This window comes from Polymorphobacter sp. (assembly GCF_048007885.1).
Classification (GTDB): domain Bacteria; phylum Pseudomonadota; class Alphaproteobacteria; order Sphingomonadales; family Sphingomonadaceae; genus Sandarakinorhabdus.
The window spans coordinates 2,587,669-2,606,384 of record NZ_CP180346.1 but is presented as its reverse complement, the minus strand read 5'-3'; the positions used below and the strand labels follow the sequence as shown (position 1 = coordinate 2,606,384).

At 63.9% G+C, this 18,716-nt stretch carries 16 protein-coding genes; 6 read left to right on the top strand and 10 right to left on the bottom strand.

The genetic code is table 11. The features are described 5' to 3' along the window. Window positions 1-89 precede the first annotated feature (89 nt). The 4 genes from ACMVO5_RS12605 to ACMVO5_RS12590 all read right to left on the bottom strand — a co-directional run bounded on the left by ACMVO5_RS12605 (window position 90) and on the right by ACMVO5_RS12590 (window position 4,543). Complete coding sequence (locus ACMVO5_RS12605) at window positions 90-830, bottom strand: hypothetical protein (RefSeq protein WP_416907841.1); 741 nt, start codon at window positions 828-830, stop codon at window positions 90-92. A 365-nt stretch (window positions 831-1,195) separates the two neighbouring features. Then, on the bottom strand, window positions 1,196-1,786 hold the full coding sequence (locus ACMVO5_RS12600) for a L,D-transpeptidase family protein (RefSeq protein WP_416907840.1): 591 nt from the start codon (window positions 1,784-1,786) through the stop codon (window positions 1,196-1,198). Further along, window positions 1,786-2,475 carry a PEPxxWA-CTERM sorting domain-containing protein gene (locus ACMVO5_RS12595; protein ID WP_416907839.1) on the bottom strand — a complete coding sequence of 230 codons (690 nt, stop codon included), beginning with the start codon at window positions 2,473-2,475 and terminating at the stop codon, window positions 1,786-1,788. Before ACMVO5_RS12595 ends, ACMVO5_RS12600 begins: the two co-directional genes overlap by 1 nt. Before the next feature lie 361 nt (window positions 2,476-2,836). Continuing rightward, on the bottom strand, window positions 2,837-4,543 hold the full coding sequence (locus ACMVO5_RS12590) for a class I adenylate-forming enzyme family protein (protein ID WP_416907838.1): 1,707 nt from the start codon (window positions 4,541-4,543) through the stop codon (window positions 2,837-2,839). Between the two features lie 104 nt (window positions 4,544-4,647). Here ACMVO5_RS12590 and ACMVO5_RS12585 point away from each other — a divergent pair, with 104 nt between their 5' ends. After that, window positions 4,648-6,096 (top strand): coniferyl aldehyde dehydrogenase, encoded by a 1,449-nt coding sequence (locus tag ACMVO5_RS12585; RefSeq protein ID WP_416907837.1) that lies wholly within the window; start codon window positions 4,648-4,650, stop codon window positions 6,094-6,096. Then, window positions 6,093-6,518, top strand: a complete 426-nt coding sequence (locus ACMVO5_RS12580; RefSeq protein ID WP_416907836.1) for a YybH family protein — start codon at window positions 6,093-6,095, stop codon at window positions 6,516-6,518. Before ACMVO5_RS12585 ends, ACMVO5_RS12580 begins: the two co-directional genes overlap by 4 nt. A 241-nt stretch (window positions 6,519-6,759) precedes the next feature. Here ACMVO5_RS12580 and ACMVO5_RS12575 read toward each other — a convergent pair whose 3' ends face one another. After that, window positions 6,760-9,012 (bottom strand): transferrin receptor-like dimerization domain-containing protein, encoded by a 2,253-nt coding sequence (locus ACMVO5_RS12575; protein ID WP_416907835.1) that lies wholly within the window; start codon window positions 9,010-9,012, stop codon window positions 6,760-6,762. Window positions 9,013-9,514: 502 nt separating this feature from the next. Beyond that, window positions 9,515-10,030, bottom strand: a complete 516-nt coding sequence (locus ACMVO5_RS12570) for a hypothetical protein (RefSeq protein WP_416907834.1) — start codon at window positions 10,028-10,030, stop codon at window positions 9,515-9,517. Window positions 10,031-10,355: 325 nt separating this feature from the next. Here ACMVO5_RS12570 and ACMVO5_RS12565 point away from each other — a divergent pair, with 325 nt between their 5' ends. Next, entirely contained in the window at window positions 10,356-11,516 is a 1,161-nt protein-coding gene (locus ACMVO5_RS12565; RefSeq protein ID WP_416907833.1) for a CaiB/BaiF CoA transferase family protein, read from the top strand. After that, on the top strand, window positions 11,513-12,307 hold the full coding sequence (gene hisN / locus ACMVO5_RS12560) for a histidinol-phosphatase (protein ID WP_416907832.1): 795 nt from the start codon (window positions 11,513-11,515) through the stop codon (window positions 12,305-12,307). The genes ACMVO5_RS12565 and hisN overlap by 4 nt, the downstream gene beginning before the upstream one ends. A gap of 35 nt (window positions 12,308-12,342) precedes the next feature. On the opposite strand, the gene ACMVO5_RS12555 is transcribed toward hisN, so the two are convergent. The 4 genes from ACMVO5_RS12555 to ACMVO5_RS12540 are packed head-to-tail and all read right to left on the bottom strand — an operon-like array spanning window position 12,343 to window position 16,721. Continuing rightward, a complete protein-coding gene (locus ACMVO5_RS12555) occupies window positions 12,343-14,445 on the bottom strand; it encodes a prolyl oligopeptidase family serine peptidase (RefSeq protein WP_416907831.1) in 2,103 nt (700 codons plus the stop codon). 36 nt (window positions 14,446-14,481) lie between these two features. Next, entirely contained in the window at window positions 14,482-14,700 is a 219-nt protein-coding gene (locus tag ACMVO5_RS12550; RefSeq protein WP_416907830.1) for a hypothetical protein, read from the bottom strand. Beyond that, complete coding sequence (locus tag ACMVO5_RS12545; protein WP_416907829.1) at window positions 14,697-15,866, bottom strand: class I SAM-dependent methyltransferase; 1,170 nt, start codon at window positions 15,864-15,866, stop codon at window positions 14,697-14,699. Before ACMVO5_RS12545 ends, ACMVO5_RS12550 begins: the two co-directional genes overlap by 4 nt. Window positions 15,867-15,920: 54 nt before the next feature. Beyond that, the gene (locus tag ACMVO5_RS12540) at window positions 15,921-16,721 is read right to left on the bottom strand and encodes a mechanosensitive ion channel family protein (protein ID WP_416907828.1); all 801 of its coding nucleotides are present in this window, start codon (window positions 16,719-16,721) and stop codon (window positions 15,921-15,923) included. 147 nt (window positions 16,722-16,868) lie between these two features. Between ACMVO5_RS12540 and ahcY the strand changes: the two genes are divergently transcribed. Both ahcY and tsaE read left to right on the top strand, forming a co-directional pair. Then, entirely contained in the window at window positions 16,869-18,254 is a 1,386-nt protein-coding gene (gene ahcY / locus ACMVO5_RS12535) for an adenosylhomocysteinase (RefSeq protein ID WP_416907827.1), read from the top strand. Next, entirely contained in the window at window positions 18,251-18,715 is a 465-nt protein-coding gene (tsaE, locus tag ACMVO5_RS12530) for a tRNA (adenosine(37)-N6)-threonylcarbamoyltransferase complex ATPase subunit type 1 TsaE (protein WP_416907826.1), read from the top strand. Before ahcY ends, tsaE begins: the two co-directional genes overlap by 4 nt. The last annotated feature ends 1 nt before the right edge of the window (window position 18,716 follow it).

Genomic DNA, 18,716 nt, shown 5'->3' with positions numbered 1-18,716 from the left:
GACCCAGCCCCCTAGGCAGAAGGGAAAAAAGCCTCCGGCAGCTGGGGCCTCAAGCCCCAGACCCCTGACGTAGCCGTGGTTCTATAGCCTCAGTCTGGCGGCAAAGTCGTATTGGCTGAGGCTTGTAACTCTCGATCAATCGTAGCAAGCCAGCGCAAAAAGGAGACACCAGTAGAAACAGATAAAATGGCGACATTTAACTCTGGCGGATCAGGTTCTTCGACACCATGAGCATGTCTATACATATGAGTAGTGTTGACCCAATCGCGAAAGATTTTTAACTGACCTTTTGCAAAATCAAGCGATGAATCTGAATACAAAATATTTATTTTTGCTGCAAGATTGTGATTAATTTCAGTAGCGCCCAGACTCGATACATTTACAAACATTAACTTAAAAAGCGTTTCCACTGCATCAAACACTCCGCGAATTGCAGCCCTTGTGTCCGGTGGGGACTGATCAAACCCGGAGAAACCTTGGTCAAGAGCGGCCCGCGTCGCGGCATACCGTGAAGAACTCAATGCCTTAACGGCAGACACACGCTCCGTCTCGAAGGCCTCGTCAACTCTAAATCTTACCCCGCCTTTATCATTAATTTGATATGATAACCGCTCTTCATCGAATATTCGCTGAACACCAAGACGCCACCGATTGGAACTATACAAAACGTTGGATGATTTCGATTGCATTAATCTAAATAGCGCGGTTATAATATCAAGAATATTTGCAACATCTGTGTTCTTAAAAAAATTATCCCAGCCGTAATAATATTCGCTATTCTTAAATTCGATACCTGTCTCTTTTTTTACAAATATAGCAGAATTATGCATATCTTTAAAATTTTCGTAAAAAACGCGCTCAAGCGATTACGAAAGCGCTTGCTGTCACTTTGTAGCGCCTCGCCCGCGGCGGCATAGTATCTGCTGAATATTTCGCCGGTCTTCTTAGTTTCGTTCATTCAGACCACCGCTACAACTTAGATACAACATGCATACAAAATAAATTTCGAATCACGATCAAAATTGTAAATCCCATATAACATAAATCGTTTCAGTTCAGAGAAATAAACGACAGACGTCGGAGACCGAGCAAGTTTAAAGCTAGCGCCTATATTTCCATAAGGCCAGACATGAGCCTAAGCGCGGATAGGAAAATGAGGATATGCGCCAGAGAGGCAGATGCTTCCCCCAACCCCCTACCGCCCCACAATCGCCACCACATCCCCCACCCGCATCTGCCCATAAAGCAGCCGCGCAAAGCCCATCGGAATCCCGATGCAGCCGTGCGTCACCGCATCTGGCCGCACGTCGCTGGCGTGGATCGCCACCCCGTCGCCGGTCAGCCGCAGCATGAATGGCATCTCCGCGTCATAGAGCGAAGAGCGATGCTCCTTCGCCTTCGCCATCACCGGGAAAACTCCCGTCGGCGTCGGCTTGTTGTCCGCGCCAAACAGGATCACCGCCGTGCCAATCTCATGCCCGCCCCGAAACACCGAAAGGCTCTGCCGCGCCAAATCCACCCGCACCCACACAGGCCCCGCGCCCACGCCCGCCTCATCCCAGACAAATTGCCCAAAGCGCATCGGCCGCTGCGCATCAATCAGGCTCTTCACCGGCCGCGCCTGCCCATCCGGCAACGCCAGCGCCGGCAGCCTGTCCTCCGGGTAAATGATCCGCGATTGGCCGCCCACCGCCAGCTGCCCCGCCGCCAGCCGCTCCTCGGCCAAGGCCGCCGAACCAGCCCCCAACGCCAGCGCAGCCGCCAGCGCGGCCGCGCGCATCCGCATCACCGTGCCCCCGCGCCCGCGCCCATGCGCCGTCTTGCACGCGCGCGCATCGCCGAACCCACCATCAGAAAGCCGAAAATCATCATCGCCCAGCTCTCCGGCTCCGGTACAGCAATCGTCACATCATCCACAATATCGTCTACGCCATCGCCGTCGAAGTCCGGCAGAGGGGCGGGGCTAAATCCGCCGCCGCCGCCACCAGCGCCGCCATTGCCCCCAACAATGCCCGGCACAAGGCTGCCGCCCTGCGAGAAGCCGCCAATAACCATCACGCCATCAAAACCGTCCGAAAAGGGCTCGCCGGCAAAGGGAAAACCCGCCCCGCCAAGGCCCTCGCCCCCGCCGCCGCCAAGGCCCGCCTCGGGCGGCGGCGGCGCCGGGTCAAGGCTGCGGTCAAAGGGCATCCCCAGCGTCTCGCGCGGCCCGGCAAAGTCGCTCGAAGCATAAGCCGGCTTGGTCTGCAAAAAAGCGCCGCCCGCCCGCCCGCCGGGCGAACGCGCCGAAAACACCGAAAGCGGATCAGGCAGCATGAAGCCAGCGCTCCCGCCAACCCCGCCGCCCGTCAGGCCCGCACCGCCACCAGCCGCCGCCGCCGCGCCCGCCTCGCCGCCGCGCACCATCCCCATCCCCACATAAAGTGCGGATGACAACAGCATCGCCAGCATAGGCAACACCCAGGCTCTGGTCACCTTCGGCTTCATCGCCAGTCACGCCCGATCAAAACAACAGTCACAAACTCCGCTCACCTTTCCGCCGGGCAAAATAGCCGCCCTCATATTTACAGAATTCTAAGATCTTATCATTCCATATTCAGGGTTAACGTCAGCAGCACAGCAAAAAGCGAAACGAAATCAGAAAAAAACCAATACAATGCCAATCAACGGCTGCATCACGAAATCACATCCAAAACGGATAGATTCATTAACAGCTAGTAACATGTCCGTCATAAACCTCCCGCGCCTTGCCAACAAGCAATTGCACGCGGGTCGGCCCCCGCCCTTGCCATAGATTACAATTCCAGCGTGGCGACCTTTGCCGCCCGCCCGCCGCTCAGCCGGCCTCAAGCGTCGCCTTCAGCTCCCGCTTCAAGATCTTCCCATTGGCGTTCCTCGGCAGCGGCTCGTCCCTGAGCCACACCGCCACCGGCACCTTGAACGCCGCCAGCCGCGCCGCGACATGCGCCTGCAGCTGCGCCTCGCTCGCCTGTGCGCCGGGGCTGAGCGACACAAAGGCCACCGGCTCCTCCCCCAGCGTCCGGTGCGGCCGGCCCACAAGGGCTGCGTCCATCACCGCCGGATGCTCATACAGCGCGCTCTCCACCTCCACACAATAAATGTTCTCGCCGCCGCGAATGAGCATGTCCTTGGCCCGGTCCAATATGAAGCAGAAGCCCTCCTCATCAATCCGCGCCAAATCCCCGGTCTTCACCCAGCCCTCCACAAAGGTCTCGGCATTGGCCTCGGGCCGGTTCCAATAGCCCTTCACCACATTGGGCCCATAGCCCCAGAGCTCGCCCACCTCGTTCGGCCCCAAAACCGTCCCGTCCGGCCCCCGCACCTGCAGATCACACACCGGCACCGGCGGTCCGCAGCTGTCCGGCCGCGCCACATAATCCTCGGCCATATGGTGGGTGAAGGTCGCGCTCGTCTCGGTCATCCCCCAGCCATTGCCCGGCTGGGCCTTTGGAAACACCGCCTTGATCTGCCGCACCAGCTCGGGCGCTGAAGGCGCGCCGCCATAGCTCACCGTCTCCAGGCTGGAGAGGTCAAAGCGCCCCCGCTCGGGATGCTCGATGATCTGCCAGGCAATCGTCGGCACCCCGCCCGCGCTCGTCACCCGCTCCGCCTCGATCAGCCGCATCGCCTCCAGCGGCTCCCACTTGCGCATCAACACCAGCTTGGCGCCGGCAAACAGCGAAGGCGAAAGCACCGCATGACAGCCGGTCGCATGAAAGAACGGCACCGACAGCAGCGCCGCCTTCTGCGGCCCGTTCGGGTCCGGCACAGGCGGCATCTCGCCCCGCCTCAAATAGCTCCGCGCCTGCGAACAGCCGCTCGCCATGATGTTCGACACGATGTTGCGGTGCGTCCCCAGCGCCCCCTTGGGCTTGCCCGTCGTCCCGCTCGTATAAAACAGCGTCGCCTCATCCTCGGGCACCAGCGAAACATCCCCCAGGTCGCGCGCCGCCAGCCCCGCCCAGTCATCAGGCCGGCCAATCACCCCCTCCAGCGCCCCCTCGCCGTCCCCGCGCGCCACCAATATCTCTTCAATCCACGGCAGCGCCCCAAGGTGCGGCCGCAACCGCCCCAGCCGCTCCCCGTCAATCACCAAAAAGCGCGCGCCCGAATCCCCAAGCGCAAACTCCAGCTCCGCCCCCGTCCACCAGGCATTCAAGGGCGTCACGATCGCCCCCGAAATCGCAGCCGCAAAAAACGCCACCGGCCATTCCGGCAGATTGCGCATGATCACCGCCACCCGGTCGCCCTTCTCCAGCCCCCGCGCCCGCCAATGCGCCGCCAGCTGCAAGGCCGCGCGCGCAAACGCCTCAAACGAAACCCGCTCATCCTCATGCACCAGAAAGATCTTCTCGCCGTGCCCCCGCCCGGCCGCAAACACATGCGCCAGTGTCGGCGGCGCATTCTTCCACGCCCGCACCGGCCGCCCCTCGATCGTCACCGTCTCCATCTCCAGCACCTGCCCCGGTGCCGTCAGCATCGCATGCGCCTCTGCAATGCTCATCGCCGGCCACTCGCCCATCACCCTCTCCCCATTCCCTTGCCCCTACGATGCGCGGCCCTTCGCCCCCTTGCAAGCACCGCCCACCCCGCTAGGCTCCCCCCCACACAATTCAGGAGGGTCCCATGGCCACCGCAATCAAGATCAACGATCCCGAAACCGACATGCTGAAGCTCCTCGCGCGTCAGCGCGCCGCCTTCGAGGCCGAGCGCCCGGTCAGCGCCGATGCCCGCCTCAATCGCCTCTCCCGCGCGCTCGATCTCCTCCTCACCCACAGCCAGCCCCTCGTCGACGCCATGAGCGAAGACTTCGGCCACCGCAGCCCCGAAATGTCCCTCATGACCGACTTGATGGCCTCGGTAAAACCCATCAAGCACGCCATGAGAAACCTCGAACGCTGGATGAAGCCCGAAAAGCGCCCCCTCGATTTCCCCTTGTGGCTGCTCGGCGCCCGCGCCCGCATCGATTACGTCCCCAAGGGCGTCGTCGGCATCATCAGCCCGTGGAATTTCCCCGTGAACCTCACCTTCGCGCCCTTGGCCGGCGTGCTCGCCGCCGGCAACCGCGCCCTCATCAAACCTAGCGAATTCACCCCCGTCACCTCCGACCTCATGGCCCGCCTCATCGCCCAATATTTCGATGAAACCGAAGTCGCCGTCGTCACCGGTGATGCCAGCGTCGGCCGCGCCTTCTCCGGCCTCCCCTTCGATCACCTGATCTTCACCGGCAGCACCCCCGTCGGCCGCCACGTCATGGCCGCAGCCGCCAAAAACCTCGTCCCCGTCACCCTCGAGCTTGGCGGCAAATCCCCCACCATCATCAGCCGCACCGCCGATGTCCCCGCCGCCGCAGAACGCATCACCATGGGCAAGCTCATGAACGCCGGCCAGATCTGCCTCGCCCCCGATTATCTCCTCGTGCCGCAAGAGCAGCAGGCCTTCATCATCAACGCCTTCAAGGCCGCCACCGCCAAGCTCTACCCCACCATGGTCGCCAACCCCGATTACACCAGCGTGCTCGGCGACCGTCACCGCGCCCGCCTCGAAGCCCATATCGAAGACGCCCGCGCCAAAGGCGCCACCATCCACACCGTCAACCCGGCAAATGAAGACTTCTCGACACAAAACACCAACAAGATGCCGCTGCACATCATCGAAAACGCCACCGACGAGATGACCGTCATGCAGGAGGAAATCTTCGGCCCCCTCCTCCCCGTCCAGACCTACGACAAGATCACCGATGCGGTCGCCACCATCAACCGCCGCGACCGCCCGCTCGGCCTCTACTGGTTCGGCACCAACATGGACGAAGCCGATTTCGTTCTGGAGCGCACCATTTCCGGCGGCGTCACCCTCAACGACGTCATCTTCCACATCTCCGCCGAAGAACTGCCCTTCGGCGGCGTCGGCCCGTCCGGCATCGGCCGCTACCACGGCCATGACGGCTTCAAGGAATTCAGCCACGCCCGCGCCGTCTATACCCAGCCCAAGCTCGACATCGCCGGCCTCGCCGGCTTCAAGCCCCCCTACGGCGAAAAAACCCGCAAGGCGCTGGCCCGCGAAATGAAGAAATGACCCCCGCAACAGCTGACGACGAAGCCGCCGTCCGTGCCGCCGCCCGCCAGTGGATCACCCATTTCAAGGCCGGCGACCTCGATGCGCTGATGGCCCTCTACACCCCCACGGCGCACGTCGCCCTCCACGACCAGCCCATCCTCAGCGGCCTCACCCAGCTCCGCGCCTATTTCACCCCGCTGCTCACCCCAAAACCCGACGCCGACTTTCTCCTCCTCGAAGAAAGCCTCGAAATCCACGGGCAAACCGCCATCATGACCAGCCACTACTGGTTCACCCTTCGCACCCCGGACAGCGAATACAAAGACGCCGGCCGCTCGCTCCTCGTCTACAAAAAATCCCCCACAGGCTGGCTCATCCACCGCGACATCGACCAGACCACCCCCGACGTCACCTTCCCGCCACCGCCTGAAGCCAACTAGGGCCTCCGGCGGCTGGGGGCGACGCCCCCAGACCCCAATAGTTGGAACGGCCCAAAACTCCCCGTCGCCCCGGACTTGATCCGGGGCCCAAGCAAGTCCCTTCCCCCCAAGCCCAGCGCCGCAGGCTATAAATGCGCTTCGCGCAGGCGCTACCCTCTCCAAGTGCATCCCAACCCAACAAATGGGGTCTGGGGCCCAAGGCCCCAGCCGCCGGAGGCCATTAATGCCCGCCGGAGGCCCCTCAACGCCCCTCCAGCACCCCCCGCGCCACGTCCAGCCGCCCCGCCAGTGCCTCCAGCGCCGCTGCTGTCTTCGCCGCATAGGCGAGCGCGTCGTCGAAGCGCCGTTCCTCCACCGCCTCGCGGATGCCGGGCAGCGTCTTGGCGCCGTAGCCGGTGAAGCGCCCCGGCGCATAGAGCGCGTGCCGGTACCAGGGCCGGAACGGCAGCCCTTCGGCCAGCAGCAGCGCCTGATCAATCCCCAGAAGCGCCGCGTTCAGCCGGTCCTTGCCAGCCGCGTCGAGCTTGTCCGCCCCCGCCATCGCCTTGTCAAAGGCAGCAGCACTCGCCTCCAGCTTGGCCACGGCCGCGTCCATCGCGCCCATGTCGAGCTTGGGCGTGCGCGCGACCGCCGGCAGTTCGCCCAGCGGGTCCATCGGGTCGCTGGCAAGCGCATAGACGCCCGCCCCGATCATCCCGGCGCGCTTGGCGTCCTTGCTCGCCTGAGTGGTGGCCAGCGCCTTCACTTCAGCCAGATAGCCCTTCACCGTCGCGGCCAGGTCGGTGAAGCGCAGCGGCAGCACCTCGGCCTCGGCTGCGCGCAGCACGATGCGCCCGGCGGTCTTCGATAGCGCCGCGCCGTAAGCCAGGCCGGGGTCATCGAAACGCACGAAATGGTCATAGCTGTCATAGATGCTGTGATAGCTGCCCGCGCTCTGGTTCTCGCCGCCAAAGCCGATGTTGAGCGACGGCACGCCGAGGTGCTGCAAAAAGGCCGAATAGTCCGAGCCCGAGCCAAGCGCGCCAATCGGCAGGTCGCCGCCCATTTCGGCCGCCACCAGCGCCGGCGCGCCGCCCCGGTTCTGCCCCTCCCAATCGTCAAGCCGCACCTTGGCCCGCGCCCGCTCGCCAATGCTCACGCCGGTCTGCGGGTCCCTCACATCATTGGCCACCCCGTTCACCAGCCGCTGCCACTCATGGCTGCCGGCCGCGCGGAAGAAGCCGCGGCCATTGCCGTCGGTGTTGAGATACAGCACCGCTTTCCGGCGCAGCTCGTCGCCGTGATGCTCGGCCCATTCGGTCGAGCCGAGCAGCAGCGGCTCCTCGGCGTCCCATGCGGCATAGATGATGGTCCGGTCGGGCCGCCAGCCGGCCTTGGCCATCTCGCCCAGCGCCTTGCCCTCGTTCATCATCGCCACCATGCCCGAAAGCGGGTCGGCCGCGCCAAACACCCAGCCGTCGAAATGGTTGCCGCGCACCACCCATTCATTGGGCCGCGTCGCCCCCGGCAGCCGCGCAATCACATTGTCGGCCGGCTTCAGGCTCCATTCGCTCTTCACCTTCAACCGCAGCTTCAGCGCCTCCGCCCCGCCCACGCGGTAGGCAAAGGGCAGCCGCCCGGTGAAGCTCGCCGGCGCCAGCCGCCCGCCGATCCGGGCAAAGATCTTCTCCGCGTCCCCATAAGAGATCGGCAGCACCGGGATCTTCATGATCGCCGGCGCCGTCTCACGGTCGAGCCGCTTGGCCCCCTTCACAGCGCCATAGCCCGGCGTCAGCGGATCGCCCGGATAAAGCGTCATGTCAGCCACGGAGCCGCGCTGCACACCGGTCGAAGGCCGCCCGCCACCTTCGGGATAGGGCGGTGCCGCCCCAAAGCCGTCCTGCTCAGGGTCGGAATAGATGAGCGCGCCCACAGCCCCTTGCTCCTGCGCCAGCTTGGGCTTCAGCCCGCGCCAGCCGCCGCCATAGCGCGCCAGCGCAATCTTGCCCTTCACGCTGATGCCCATGCGCGCCAGCAGCTCATAATCCGCGGGCAGGCCATAATTCACATACACCACATCCGCCGTCACATCGCCGTCCGCGCCAAAGGCCACATAAGGCGGCAGCGCATCCTTCAACCGGTTCGAAGTCGCATCCTCGGGAATGCCCGGCTCCTGCCCGCCCAACTTCGGCCCGCCCACAATCTCCAGCCGCGTCTCAAGCGGCGTCGGATACAGCACATCAAATGTCTCGATCTCCGCCTCCCAGCCCCAGCTCCTGAACTGGTCGCGGATGAACTCGGCATTCTCGCGGTTGTGCTTGCTCCCCACATGATTGGGCGCCGACGCCATGCGCTTCAGCCACGCATCCTGCAGCTCGGCGCTGATCCCGGCATCCAGCCGCGCCTCCAGCGCCCTGATCTCAGCCGCCGGCTTGGCCGCAACCCCCGCCAAAGGCGCAGCCCCCGCCAAAAGCCCCGCCACAACACCCGACACCGTCCGCGCCAAAATCCGCATGCCCTGTCCCCTGCCATCCCGATCAAGCCTAAAGATTTCGGGCACAGCGCCAAGCCCGTCAAGGCAATGCTGCGGAAAAGCAGGGAAAAGGCCTCCGGCGGCTGGGGCCTCAGGCCCCAGACCCCATTCATGGAACCGCCAAAAAATACCCGTCGCCCCGGACTTGATCCGGGGCCCAAGCGAGTCCGTTCCCCCCAAGCCCAGCGCCGCAGGCTATAAAAGCGCTCCGCGCGCGCTGCCCTCGCAAGCCTTGCCCCAAAACAACAAATGGGGTCTGGGGCCCAAGGCCCCAGAGAGCCTGCCCCGGGCTTGATCCGGGGCCGGAGGCCCTTTCGAACCGCGCCGCTACCCAATTTCACTGGCCTCGCACTATTCCGACAGGTGCCGCCCAACGACGGACGGACTGAACAGCGGCAAGCGGGTGGAAAATGGACTGTCTAGTTCAAAAAAATGAACGAACGCCACCTCTCCGGGACCCACGCATCAAACCCTCAGTCTTTAATTAACGCCGTTCAGCGTCAGCGGCTAGACGAGCTATCTTTTCTTCTGCGCTCTCCATCCACCGAACCTTGGCCAAAGCTGGCCTCTCGCTATGACTGCTATGGATTGCGACAAAAAGCTTTCCTGACTTCGCCATTTCAATTAGCTCATCATTGTAAATCACCGCACCCATCCAAGTTGTGCCCGGAGCAATAAGGCTGGGCGTGCCGACACCGCCTAGCAAGTCTGGCCGCGGGATAATCGCGGCATAATACGGCTTGCGCCTCCACCGATGGAAAATTGTGCGGTATTGAAACACGGCCATCGTAGACAATGTCGTTGGCAAGTCGCCCCTGTTGGTCACGTTGAGAACAATGTACTCTCTGTCATCCGGTTCGGCGCGCCCATGCGTTTTGCCGCGAGCCATAACCGAAAGTGCTAGCACAGGTCCGGTCAGGAACCATTTTCGTAATGAAAGCGTGAGCGCACTTGTAGAAACGACCGCGGCATAAAGCGCAATCCCGGTGGTTAGGTTCATTAGTCCGTCCTTCGGAATTATGCTTTTCAAAAGGAGCGATAGGCAACGGCCGCTGTCAAGTAGGTAGCATCGCGCCCTGTATGTCCGCAGGGTGGTCGGCAGCAGCGGGGCCGCTTTTTCGTCTGAAAGCGGCCGAACAACGCGCAACGACCAAAGCTCAGACCTCCACCACAAGCCCAATCCCACAAATGGGGTCTGGGGCCCAAGGCCCCAGAGAGCCTGCCCCGGACTTGATCCGGGGCCGGAGGCCCTTTTGAACCGCGCCGCCAGAGGCCCCCAAGACAGCCTCCTTCCGCCCCCGCAAAAGCTGCGCTAGACCCGTGCGATGAGCGACACCCACAGCACCGGCCCGCTCAAGGGCCTCACCATTCTCGATCTTTCGCGCGTGCTCGCCGGCCCCTATTGCACCATGGTGCTGGCTGATCTCGGCGCCCGCGTCATCAAGATCGAAACCCCCAAGGGCGGCGATGACAGCCGCAGCATCGGGCCGTTCGTCGGCAGCGAATCCGCCTATTTCGCCAGCATCAACCGCGGCAAGCAATCGCTCGCCCTCGATCTCAAGGCGGACGCTGACCGCGCCATTTTCGAGGCCCTCCTCGCCCGCGCCGATGTGCTGGTTGAAAATTACCGCCCCGGCGTCATGGCCCGCCTCGGCTATGGCTGGGAGCGCCTGCACGCCGAACACCCCCGCCTCATCTATGCCGCCGCCTCGGGTTTCGGCCAGACCGGGCCAGAGGCGCACAAGGCGGCTTACGACATGGTCGTGCAGGCGATGGGCGGCATCATGTCAGTGACCGGCCATCCCGGCGGCCCGCCCACCCGGGTGGGCACTTCGATCGGGGATATCACCGCCGGCCTGTTCACCACCATCGGCATCCTCGCAGCGCTCCGTCACCGCAGCGAAACCGGCGAAGGCCAGTTCGTCGATGTCGCCATGCTCGACGGCCAGATCGCCATTCTCGAAAATGCCGTCGCCCGCACCACCACCACCGGCGTCGCCCCCGGTCCCTTGGGCGCGCGCCACCCCAGCATCACGCCCTTTGCGGCCTATCAATGTCAGGATGCCCCCCTCGTCATTGCGGCGGGCAATGACGGGCTCTGGGCCTCGCTCCTCGATGCGCTCGGCCTCACGGGCCTCAAAACCAACCCCCGCTTCGCCACCAACGCGCTGCGCACCGAGGCCGCCGACGAGATCGCCACCCTGCTTGAAGCCGCGCTCGCCGCCCACCCCGTCGCCCATTGGCTTGTCGTGCTCGAAAAAGCCGGGGTCCCCTGCGGCCCGCTGCATGATGTCAAACAGGCGCTCGCCCATCCCCAGGTCAAGGCGCGCAACATGCTCATCGATACCGAGCTTCCCGATGGCACCCCGCTCAAGGCCGCCGGCAATCCGGTCAAGCTCTCCGCCCATCCCGACCCCGCCACCCGCCCGCGCGCACCCCGCCTTGATGAACACCGCGAAACAATCCTGAAGGAGTTGGGGCTTTGACGCTCGATGATGACATTGCCCTCATCCAGCATCTCGCCGATGCCGCCGGCCATGTCATCCGCCCGCTGTTCCGCGCACAGGTCGCCGTCGAGACCAAGGCCGACGCCTCCCCCGTCACCCGCGCCGACAAGGCCGCCGAAACCGCCATCCGCGAGCTTCTCCGCCAGCACCGCCCGCATGACGGCATCATCGGGGAGGAACACGCCAGCACCAATGCAGGCGCCAGCCGCCTCTGGGTCATCGACCCCATTGACGGCACCCGCGCCTTCATCAGCGGCCGCCCGCTGTTCGGCACGCTGATCGCGCTCCTCATCGACGGCACGCCGGTGCTCGGCGTCATCGACCAGTGCATCATCGGTGATCGCTGGCTCGGCGCCAAGGGCCGCCCGACCACGCTCGGCGGCCAGCCCATCACCACAAGGCGCTGCCCGTCGCTCGCCCAAGCCCGCCTCGGCACCACCAGCCCCCACGCCTTCACCGCGCCCGACTTCGCCGCCTTCAGCCGCGTGCAAGCCCAAGCCTCGGACATTCTCTACGGCGGCGATTGCCACAATTACGGCCTCGTCGCCGCCGGCCATCTCGACGGCGTCGTCGAAGCCAGCCTCAAGCTTCATGACTGGGCGGCGCTCGTCCCCATCATCGAAGGCGCCGGCGGCCGCGTCACCGACTGGCAGGGCCAGTCCCTTACGCCTGAATCCAATGGCCAGGTGCTCGCCGTCGGCGATCCGGCGCTGACAGCAGAAATCGCCGAAATCCTCTGTCCTACAGGGCCCGAATCCGCTACTGTATAAGCACAGTCAGACACCAGCCGCCAAACGCGCGCAACTCACTCAGTTTCCAGCGCTCCGGCCTCACCTTCGTAACCTTCCAAACCCCCTGATTCCACCGCCAAACCGGTGAAATGTGCAGCAAAGGCCCAAAGGTCGGCCACTTCCTCGATCAGCTTGTCGGTCGGCTTGCCGCTGCCATGCCCGGCCCGCGTCTCGATCCGGATCAGCTGCGGCTTCGGCCCCAGATCCGCCGCCTGAAGCGCTGCGGCATATTTGAAGCTATGCCCCGGCACCACCCGGTCATCGGTATCCGCGGTCGTCACCAAAATCGCCGGATAGGCCGTGCCCGCCTTGATGTTGTGGAGCGGCGAATAGCCCCGCAACACCCTGAAATCCTTCGTATCCGCCGGGTCGCCATAGTCATCGCGCCAATAGCGCCCGGCCGTGAACCGATCAAAGCGCAACATGTCCATCACCCCCACTGCGGGAAGCGCTGCCGCAAACAGCTCCGGCCGCTGGTTGACCACCGCCCCGACCAGCAACCCCCCATTCGACCCACCCTGGATCGCCAGCTGCTCCGCCGAGCTAAACCCCTCTGTAATCAGCGTTTCCGCCGCCGCAATAAAGTCATCAAAGACATTCTGCTTGGCCCCCCGCCGCCCCCCATCATGCCACGCCGCCCCATATTCGCCCCCCCCGCGAATATTGGCCTGCACAAAAATCCCCCCCATCGCCATCCACGCCAGCCGCGACGGCGAAAAGGCAGGCGGCAACGACACGTTGAAGCCGCCATAGCCGTAAAGCAGCGCCGGATGCGGCCGTGAAAGATCAAGCGATTTCAAGTGGCTGACAAACATCGGCACACGCGTGCCATCCTTCGAGGCAAAGAAGATCTGCCGCACCACATAATCGTCCGGCGAGAAATTCACCTCCGGCCCCCGCACCAATTCCACCGCATTGCTCGCCGCCTCAAACCGCCACACCGACCCCGGCGTCGCAAAAGACGAAAACCCGAAATAGCTCACCCCGTCCCGCGAAGCCGCAAAGCCGCTCGCCGAGCCAATCCCCGGCAACGGCACCTCGCCCACCCGCCGGCCGTCCAGCTCATGCAGCCAGACCCGCGACCGCGCATCGGCAAGTGTCTCAACAACAAGCCGATTTCCAATGAGCGCCGCCCCCGTCAGCGTGTCCTCCCCCTCCCCCACAATTTCGGTCATCACCCCCGAAACCGCATCCATCGCCACCAGCCGGTAGCGCGGTGCCCCTTTGTTGGTGACCAGATACAGCGTCTGCCCAAGGCTGCCCGCCAGGCTCCAGCCATGCTCCAGCCCGGCAATCAGCGTGCGCGGCGCCTCGCCCGCCTCAAGGTCGGCAATGCTGATCTGATACCGCTCATCGGTCCCTTCCGATGAGGTGATAACCAGCCACCGCCCATCCTCGCTCACCTCGGCGACATTGTTCCAGGTGGGCCTCTCCGGCGTCGAAAACACCAGCCGGTCCTCGGCCTGATCGCTGCCAAGCCGATGATAATGCACGCTCTGCCCAAGGTTCGCCGCCTGAAACGCCGCGCCATCCGCTGGCTCTTCAAAGCGCGAATAATAAAACCCAGCCCCCTCCCGGTCCCAGGCGAGGCCCGAAAATTTCACCCATTTCACCCGGTCCGGCAGATCCTGGCCGGTCGCCACATCGCGCACCCGGAGCTCACGCCAGTCGCTGCCCCCCTCCTGCACCCCGTAGAGCAGATAGCGCCCATCAAAGGACGGCGCCCATTCCGCCAACGCCGTCGCCCCGTCCTCGGCCCAGCCATTGGGGTCGATCAGCACCCGCTCATCCACAAACAGCGCCGCCTGCTTCTGCAAACCACTGTTCCGCAACGCGAACATCTGCCCCCCGCGCACCACCGGCACCCCGAAGCGCGGATAATCCCAAAGCGCCTCCAGCCGCGCCTTGATCGCCGCCCGCCCCGGCAGGGCCGCCAGATAAGCCGCGCTCACGCCATTCTGCGCCGCCACCCACGCCGCCACTTCGGCGTCCTCGCGCACATCATTCTCAAGCCAGCGATAGGGGTCGGCAATCACCTCGCCGTGGATCGTCTCCACCACATCGCCGCGCCGCGTCTCCGGATAGGTCTGGGCCGCAGCCGAAAACGGCGCCAGCATCAACGCCGCCCAGAAAAATACAAGCAATCCAGCACCTTATTTGTCGAGCACCGAAAAGATCTTGGTCACAAACGCCTCACGCTCGGCCGCCAGCGCAGCTTCGGCCTCGGGCGAAAGCTCGACATCCTCCACCGAACCGATCTTCGCCTCCACCGCCGCCAGCCGCGCCCGCGTCACCCAGTTTTCCGACGCCAGCTCGATCAGCATCCGCGTCAGCTTGTCGATCGCGGGGTCGTCAAACAGCGCCTTGCTCATGCCCAGTTACCAAAGACAAACCACTGCACCCCGTCGGCCAGCCGCCCGGTGTTGCCGCCGATGGTCGCCGGCCCGGCAATCGCCTCGGCCACCGCCTCTTCGCCATACCAGCCGATCGAGGGCACCACCGTCTGCACGAACTTCCCAGTGTCAAAGCCCGCCTTCGCGCACAGCGCCTTCGGGTCCTGATCGCGGAAGGCCTTGTAATAAGGCTCGTTATTGTACCAGCAGTCCCAATCCAGATAAAAGCCGTCATAGGCCGAAAGCTGGCTGTTGGGCGGCAGCTCATAATGCAGCATCAGCCCGCCCGGCCGCAGCAGCCGCCGCGCTTCGGCAAACACCGCGTCAATGTCCTTCAACGGCAGCTCATGCAAAAACATCGAGCTGTAGACGAGATCGAAGCTGGCATCGGGAAACGGCAGCTGCGTCGCATTGGCCTGCACGAAATGCGCCGCCACGCCCTGCGCCCGCGCCCGCCCATCGGCATAGCGCAGGCAGGGCGCCGCCACATCAACGCCCGTCACCCGCGCGCCCGGATAGGCCCGCGCCCAGGGCAGCGTCTGATGCCCCACCGAGCAGCCGAGATCGAGAATGTCCTTCGGCTGAAATTCAGGGTGCGCATGACGCAGCCAAAAGGCCGAGCTCTCGCCAATATCGTCGAGGTTCTTGCCCATCAGCCCGAAGCTGAACACCGACAGGCCGTTTTCATAAACCGCGCCTGCCGCCAGATCGCCCTCGCCCGCCTCGGCGCTATAGCTGCCCGGCATCAGATGCACGTCAATGGCCGAAACACTGCGCGGCACCTCAAGCGACGGGTCAAGCGTCAGCGAGCCGCCAACATCAGGCAACTCGGCCGCCACCGCCTTCAACCGCTCGGAATCGCGGCGCACCGCTGCATCCACGCTCGCCCAGACCATCTCCTGCGCCGCGATCCGCATCGTCGAATAGAAGCGGAAATAGGGGTGCGGCCGCATCGCCTGATGCACCGCCCGGCCATCTTCCGGCGCTTGCGCCAGCTTGGGCGCAATCTCGGTCTCGAAGCGCGTTTTCATCTGCGCGGCCATATGATTGAGCACATGGCCGCGAAGGCTCGACGTGAAATCCTGCGCCGCGCGCTCATTGCGCGTCGGCCGCACCGCGAGCGCGTGATTGACATGTCTGGTCATAAGGCACCTCCAGCCTGCACAATGGCCCTGCCAGCGGCCTGCTGCAAGACCCGTTCAAACCTCGCTGCGCTTCGCCTCGATGATGAACGGCGGCGCATAGCCTGCCTCCTTGCCCACCGCCGCGATCACCCGGTTGGTATCGAAAAAGACCTGCCAATAATGGTCGGTATGGCAATAGGGCCGCACCGCCAGCACCGTCCCAAGCGCGTTGAAATCGAGAATCTCGACATCCGGCGCCGGGTCCACGAGCACATTGTCGATGCCCGAAAGCGCCGTCTTCAGCCGCGCGATCGCATCAAGCGGATCAACGCCAAACGCCAGCTGCGCCGTCCGCTCGACCCGGCGATAGGGGAAGTGCGAATAGTTGCTGATGATCTCGGCCGAGATCTTGCCGTTGCCGACGATCGTCTGGACATTGTCCGGCGCGGTCAGCACCGTGTTGAACAGGCCGATCTCGGTCACCGTGCCCTGAATGCCGCCAGCCGCGATGTAATCACCCACCTTGTAGGGGCGAAAAATGATCAGAAAGGCGCCTGCCGCGAAATTGCCGAGCAGCCCTGACCAGGCCGCGCCGATGGCCAGGCCCACACCGGCCAGCAACGCCGCGAAGCTTGTCGTCTCCACGCCGAAATAGCCGAGAATGGCAACGACCAGAACGATGTTGAGAACAACCGCCAGGATGTTGGCGATATAGCGCTGCAGCGTCGGATCGAAGTTCCGCGCCGTCAGCACCCGGCCAAGCATGTTGACCGCGAAGCTGATCAGCCAGCGGCCGATCATGTAAAGGACGATGGCGCCAGCAACCTGCAACCCGATGTTGGTCGCAACCTCAACCCAGTGACTAGTGTCGATCATGTTTACCCCCAAGCAAAACCGTGCGGTACGATAGCACGGCATCGGGGGCCAAGATTGCCCAAAATCATATAAAGCAGCCTTTATACTTGTGCCGAAAGTGGGGCTGCGTTAGGCGGTGCGGGTCCCAGATCTCCGAGGTGCCCGACAATGACCGACCATGTGATTGCCGATATTTCGCTCGCCGACTTCGGCCGCCGCGAAATCGCCATTGCCGAAACCGAAATGCCCGGCCTGATGGCGCTGCGCGAGGAGTTTGGCCCCACCCAGCCGCTGAAAGGCGCGCGCATCACCGGCTCGCTGCACATGACCATCCAGACCGCGGTTCTGATCGAGACGCTGATCGCGCTCGGCGCCGAGGTGCGCTGGGCCACCTGCAACATCTTCTCGACGCAAGATCATGCCGCCGCCGCCATTGCCGCCAAGGGCATCCCGATTTTCGCCGTCAAGGGCGAGAGCCTGTCCGACTATTGGGATTATGTCGCCCGCATCTTCGACTGGGGCGAGCAGACCGCCAACATCATCCTCGATGATGGCGGCGACGCCACCATGTTCGCGCTCTGGGGCGCCAAGCTCGAGGCCGGCCATGAGCTGGGCGAGCCGCAGAATGAGGAAGAGGTCGAGTTCCAGCGCGCGCTCCGCGCCTTCATCAAGACCCGCCCCGGCTATCTGACGCAGACCGTGAAAAACCTGCACGGCGTGTCGGAAGAAACCACCACCGGCGTCCACCGGCTCTATGACATCGCCCGCAAGGGCGAGCTGCCCTTCCCGGCGATCAACGTCAACGACAGCGTCACCAAGTCGAAGTTCGACAATCTCTATGGCTGCAAGGAGAGCCTCGTCGACGCCATCCGCCGCGCCACCGATGTCATGCTGGCCGGCAAGGTCGCCGTCGTCGCCGGTTTCGGCGATGTCGGCAAGGGCTCGGCCGAGAGCCTGCGCAACGGCGGCGCGCGGGTGATGGTCACCGAGATCGACCCCATTTGCGCGCTGCAGGCGGCGATGGAGGGCTATGAGGTGGTGACCATGGAAGATGCGGTGAAGCGCGCCGACATCTTCGTCACCGCCACCGGCAATGCCGATGTCATCACCGCCGAACACATGATGGCGATGAAGCCCAATTCGATCGTCTGCAACATCGGCCACTTCGACAGCGAGATCCAGATCTCGGCGCTGTCCAACTACAAATGGACCGAAGTGAAGCCGGGCACCGACATCGTCGAGTTTCCCGATGGCAACCAGATCATCGTGCTGGCCAAGGGCCGGCTGGTCAATCTCGGCTGCGCCACCGGCCACCCCAGCTTCGTCATGTCGGCCAGCTTCACCAACCAGGTGCTGGCCCAGATCGAGCTGTTCACCCGCGGCGACCATTATGACAATCAGGTCTATGTGCTGCCCAAGCATCTCGACGAGAAAGTCGCCATGCTCCACCTCGAAAAGCTCGGCGTGAAGCTGACCAAATTGACCGACAAGCAGGCCGGCTACATCGGCGTGCCCCAGCAAGGCCCGTTCAAGCCCGAGACCTATCGCTATTGAGCCAGACCGGCACGCTCCCGCTGGCCGATGAAGCCGCCACCGCAGCACTCGGCGCGGCGCTGGCAAAGGTGTTGCGCGCCGGAGACTGTGTGGCGCTTTCGGGCGGGCTTGGGGCGGGCAAGTCGTTCCTCGCGCGCGCCGTGCTGCGGGAGCTGGGCTGGGCCGGCGACGTGCCCTCGCCCACCTTCACGCTGGTGCAGGACTATGACCTCGCACCGCCAGTCTGGCATGTCGATCTCTACCGCTTGGCCGGGCCGGACGAAGCCGAGGCGCTCGGCCTGTTCGAGACCGATGCCGCGCTTCTGATCGAATGGCCCGAGCGGCTGGGCGCGCGGCTGCCGGCCGATGCGCTGCGCCTCGCCATCGCCGGCGCGGGCGATGAACCACGACGCTTGACTTGGACCGCGCCGACGGCTTGGAAAGACCGGTGGCCGCCGCTTCTTCCCCCGATCAACGCCTGAT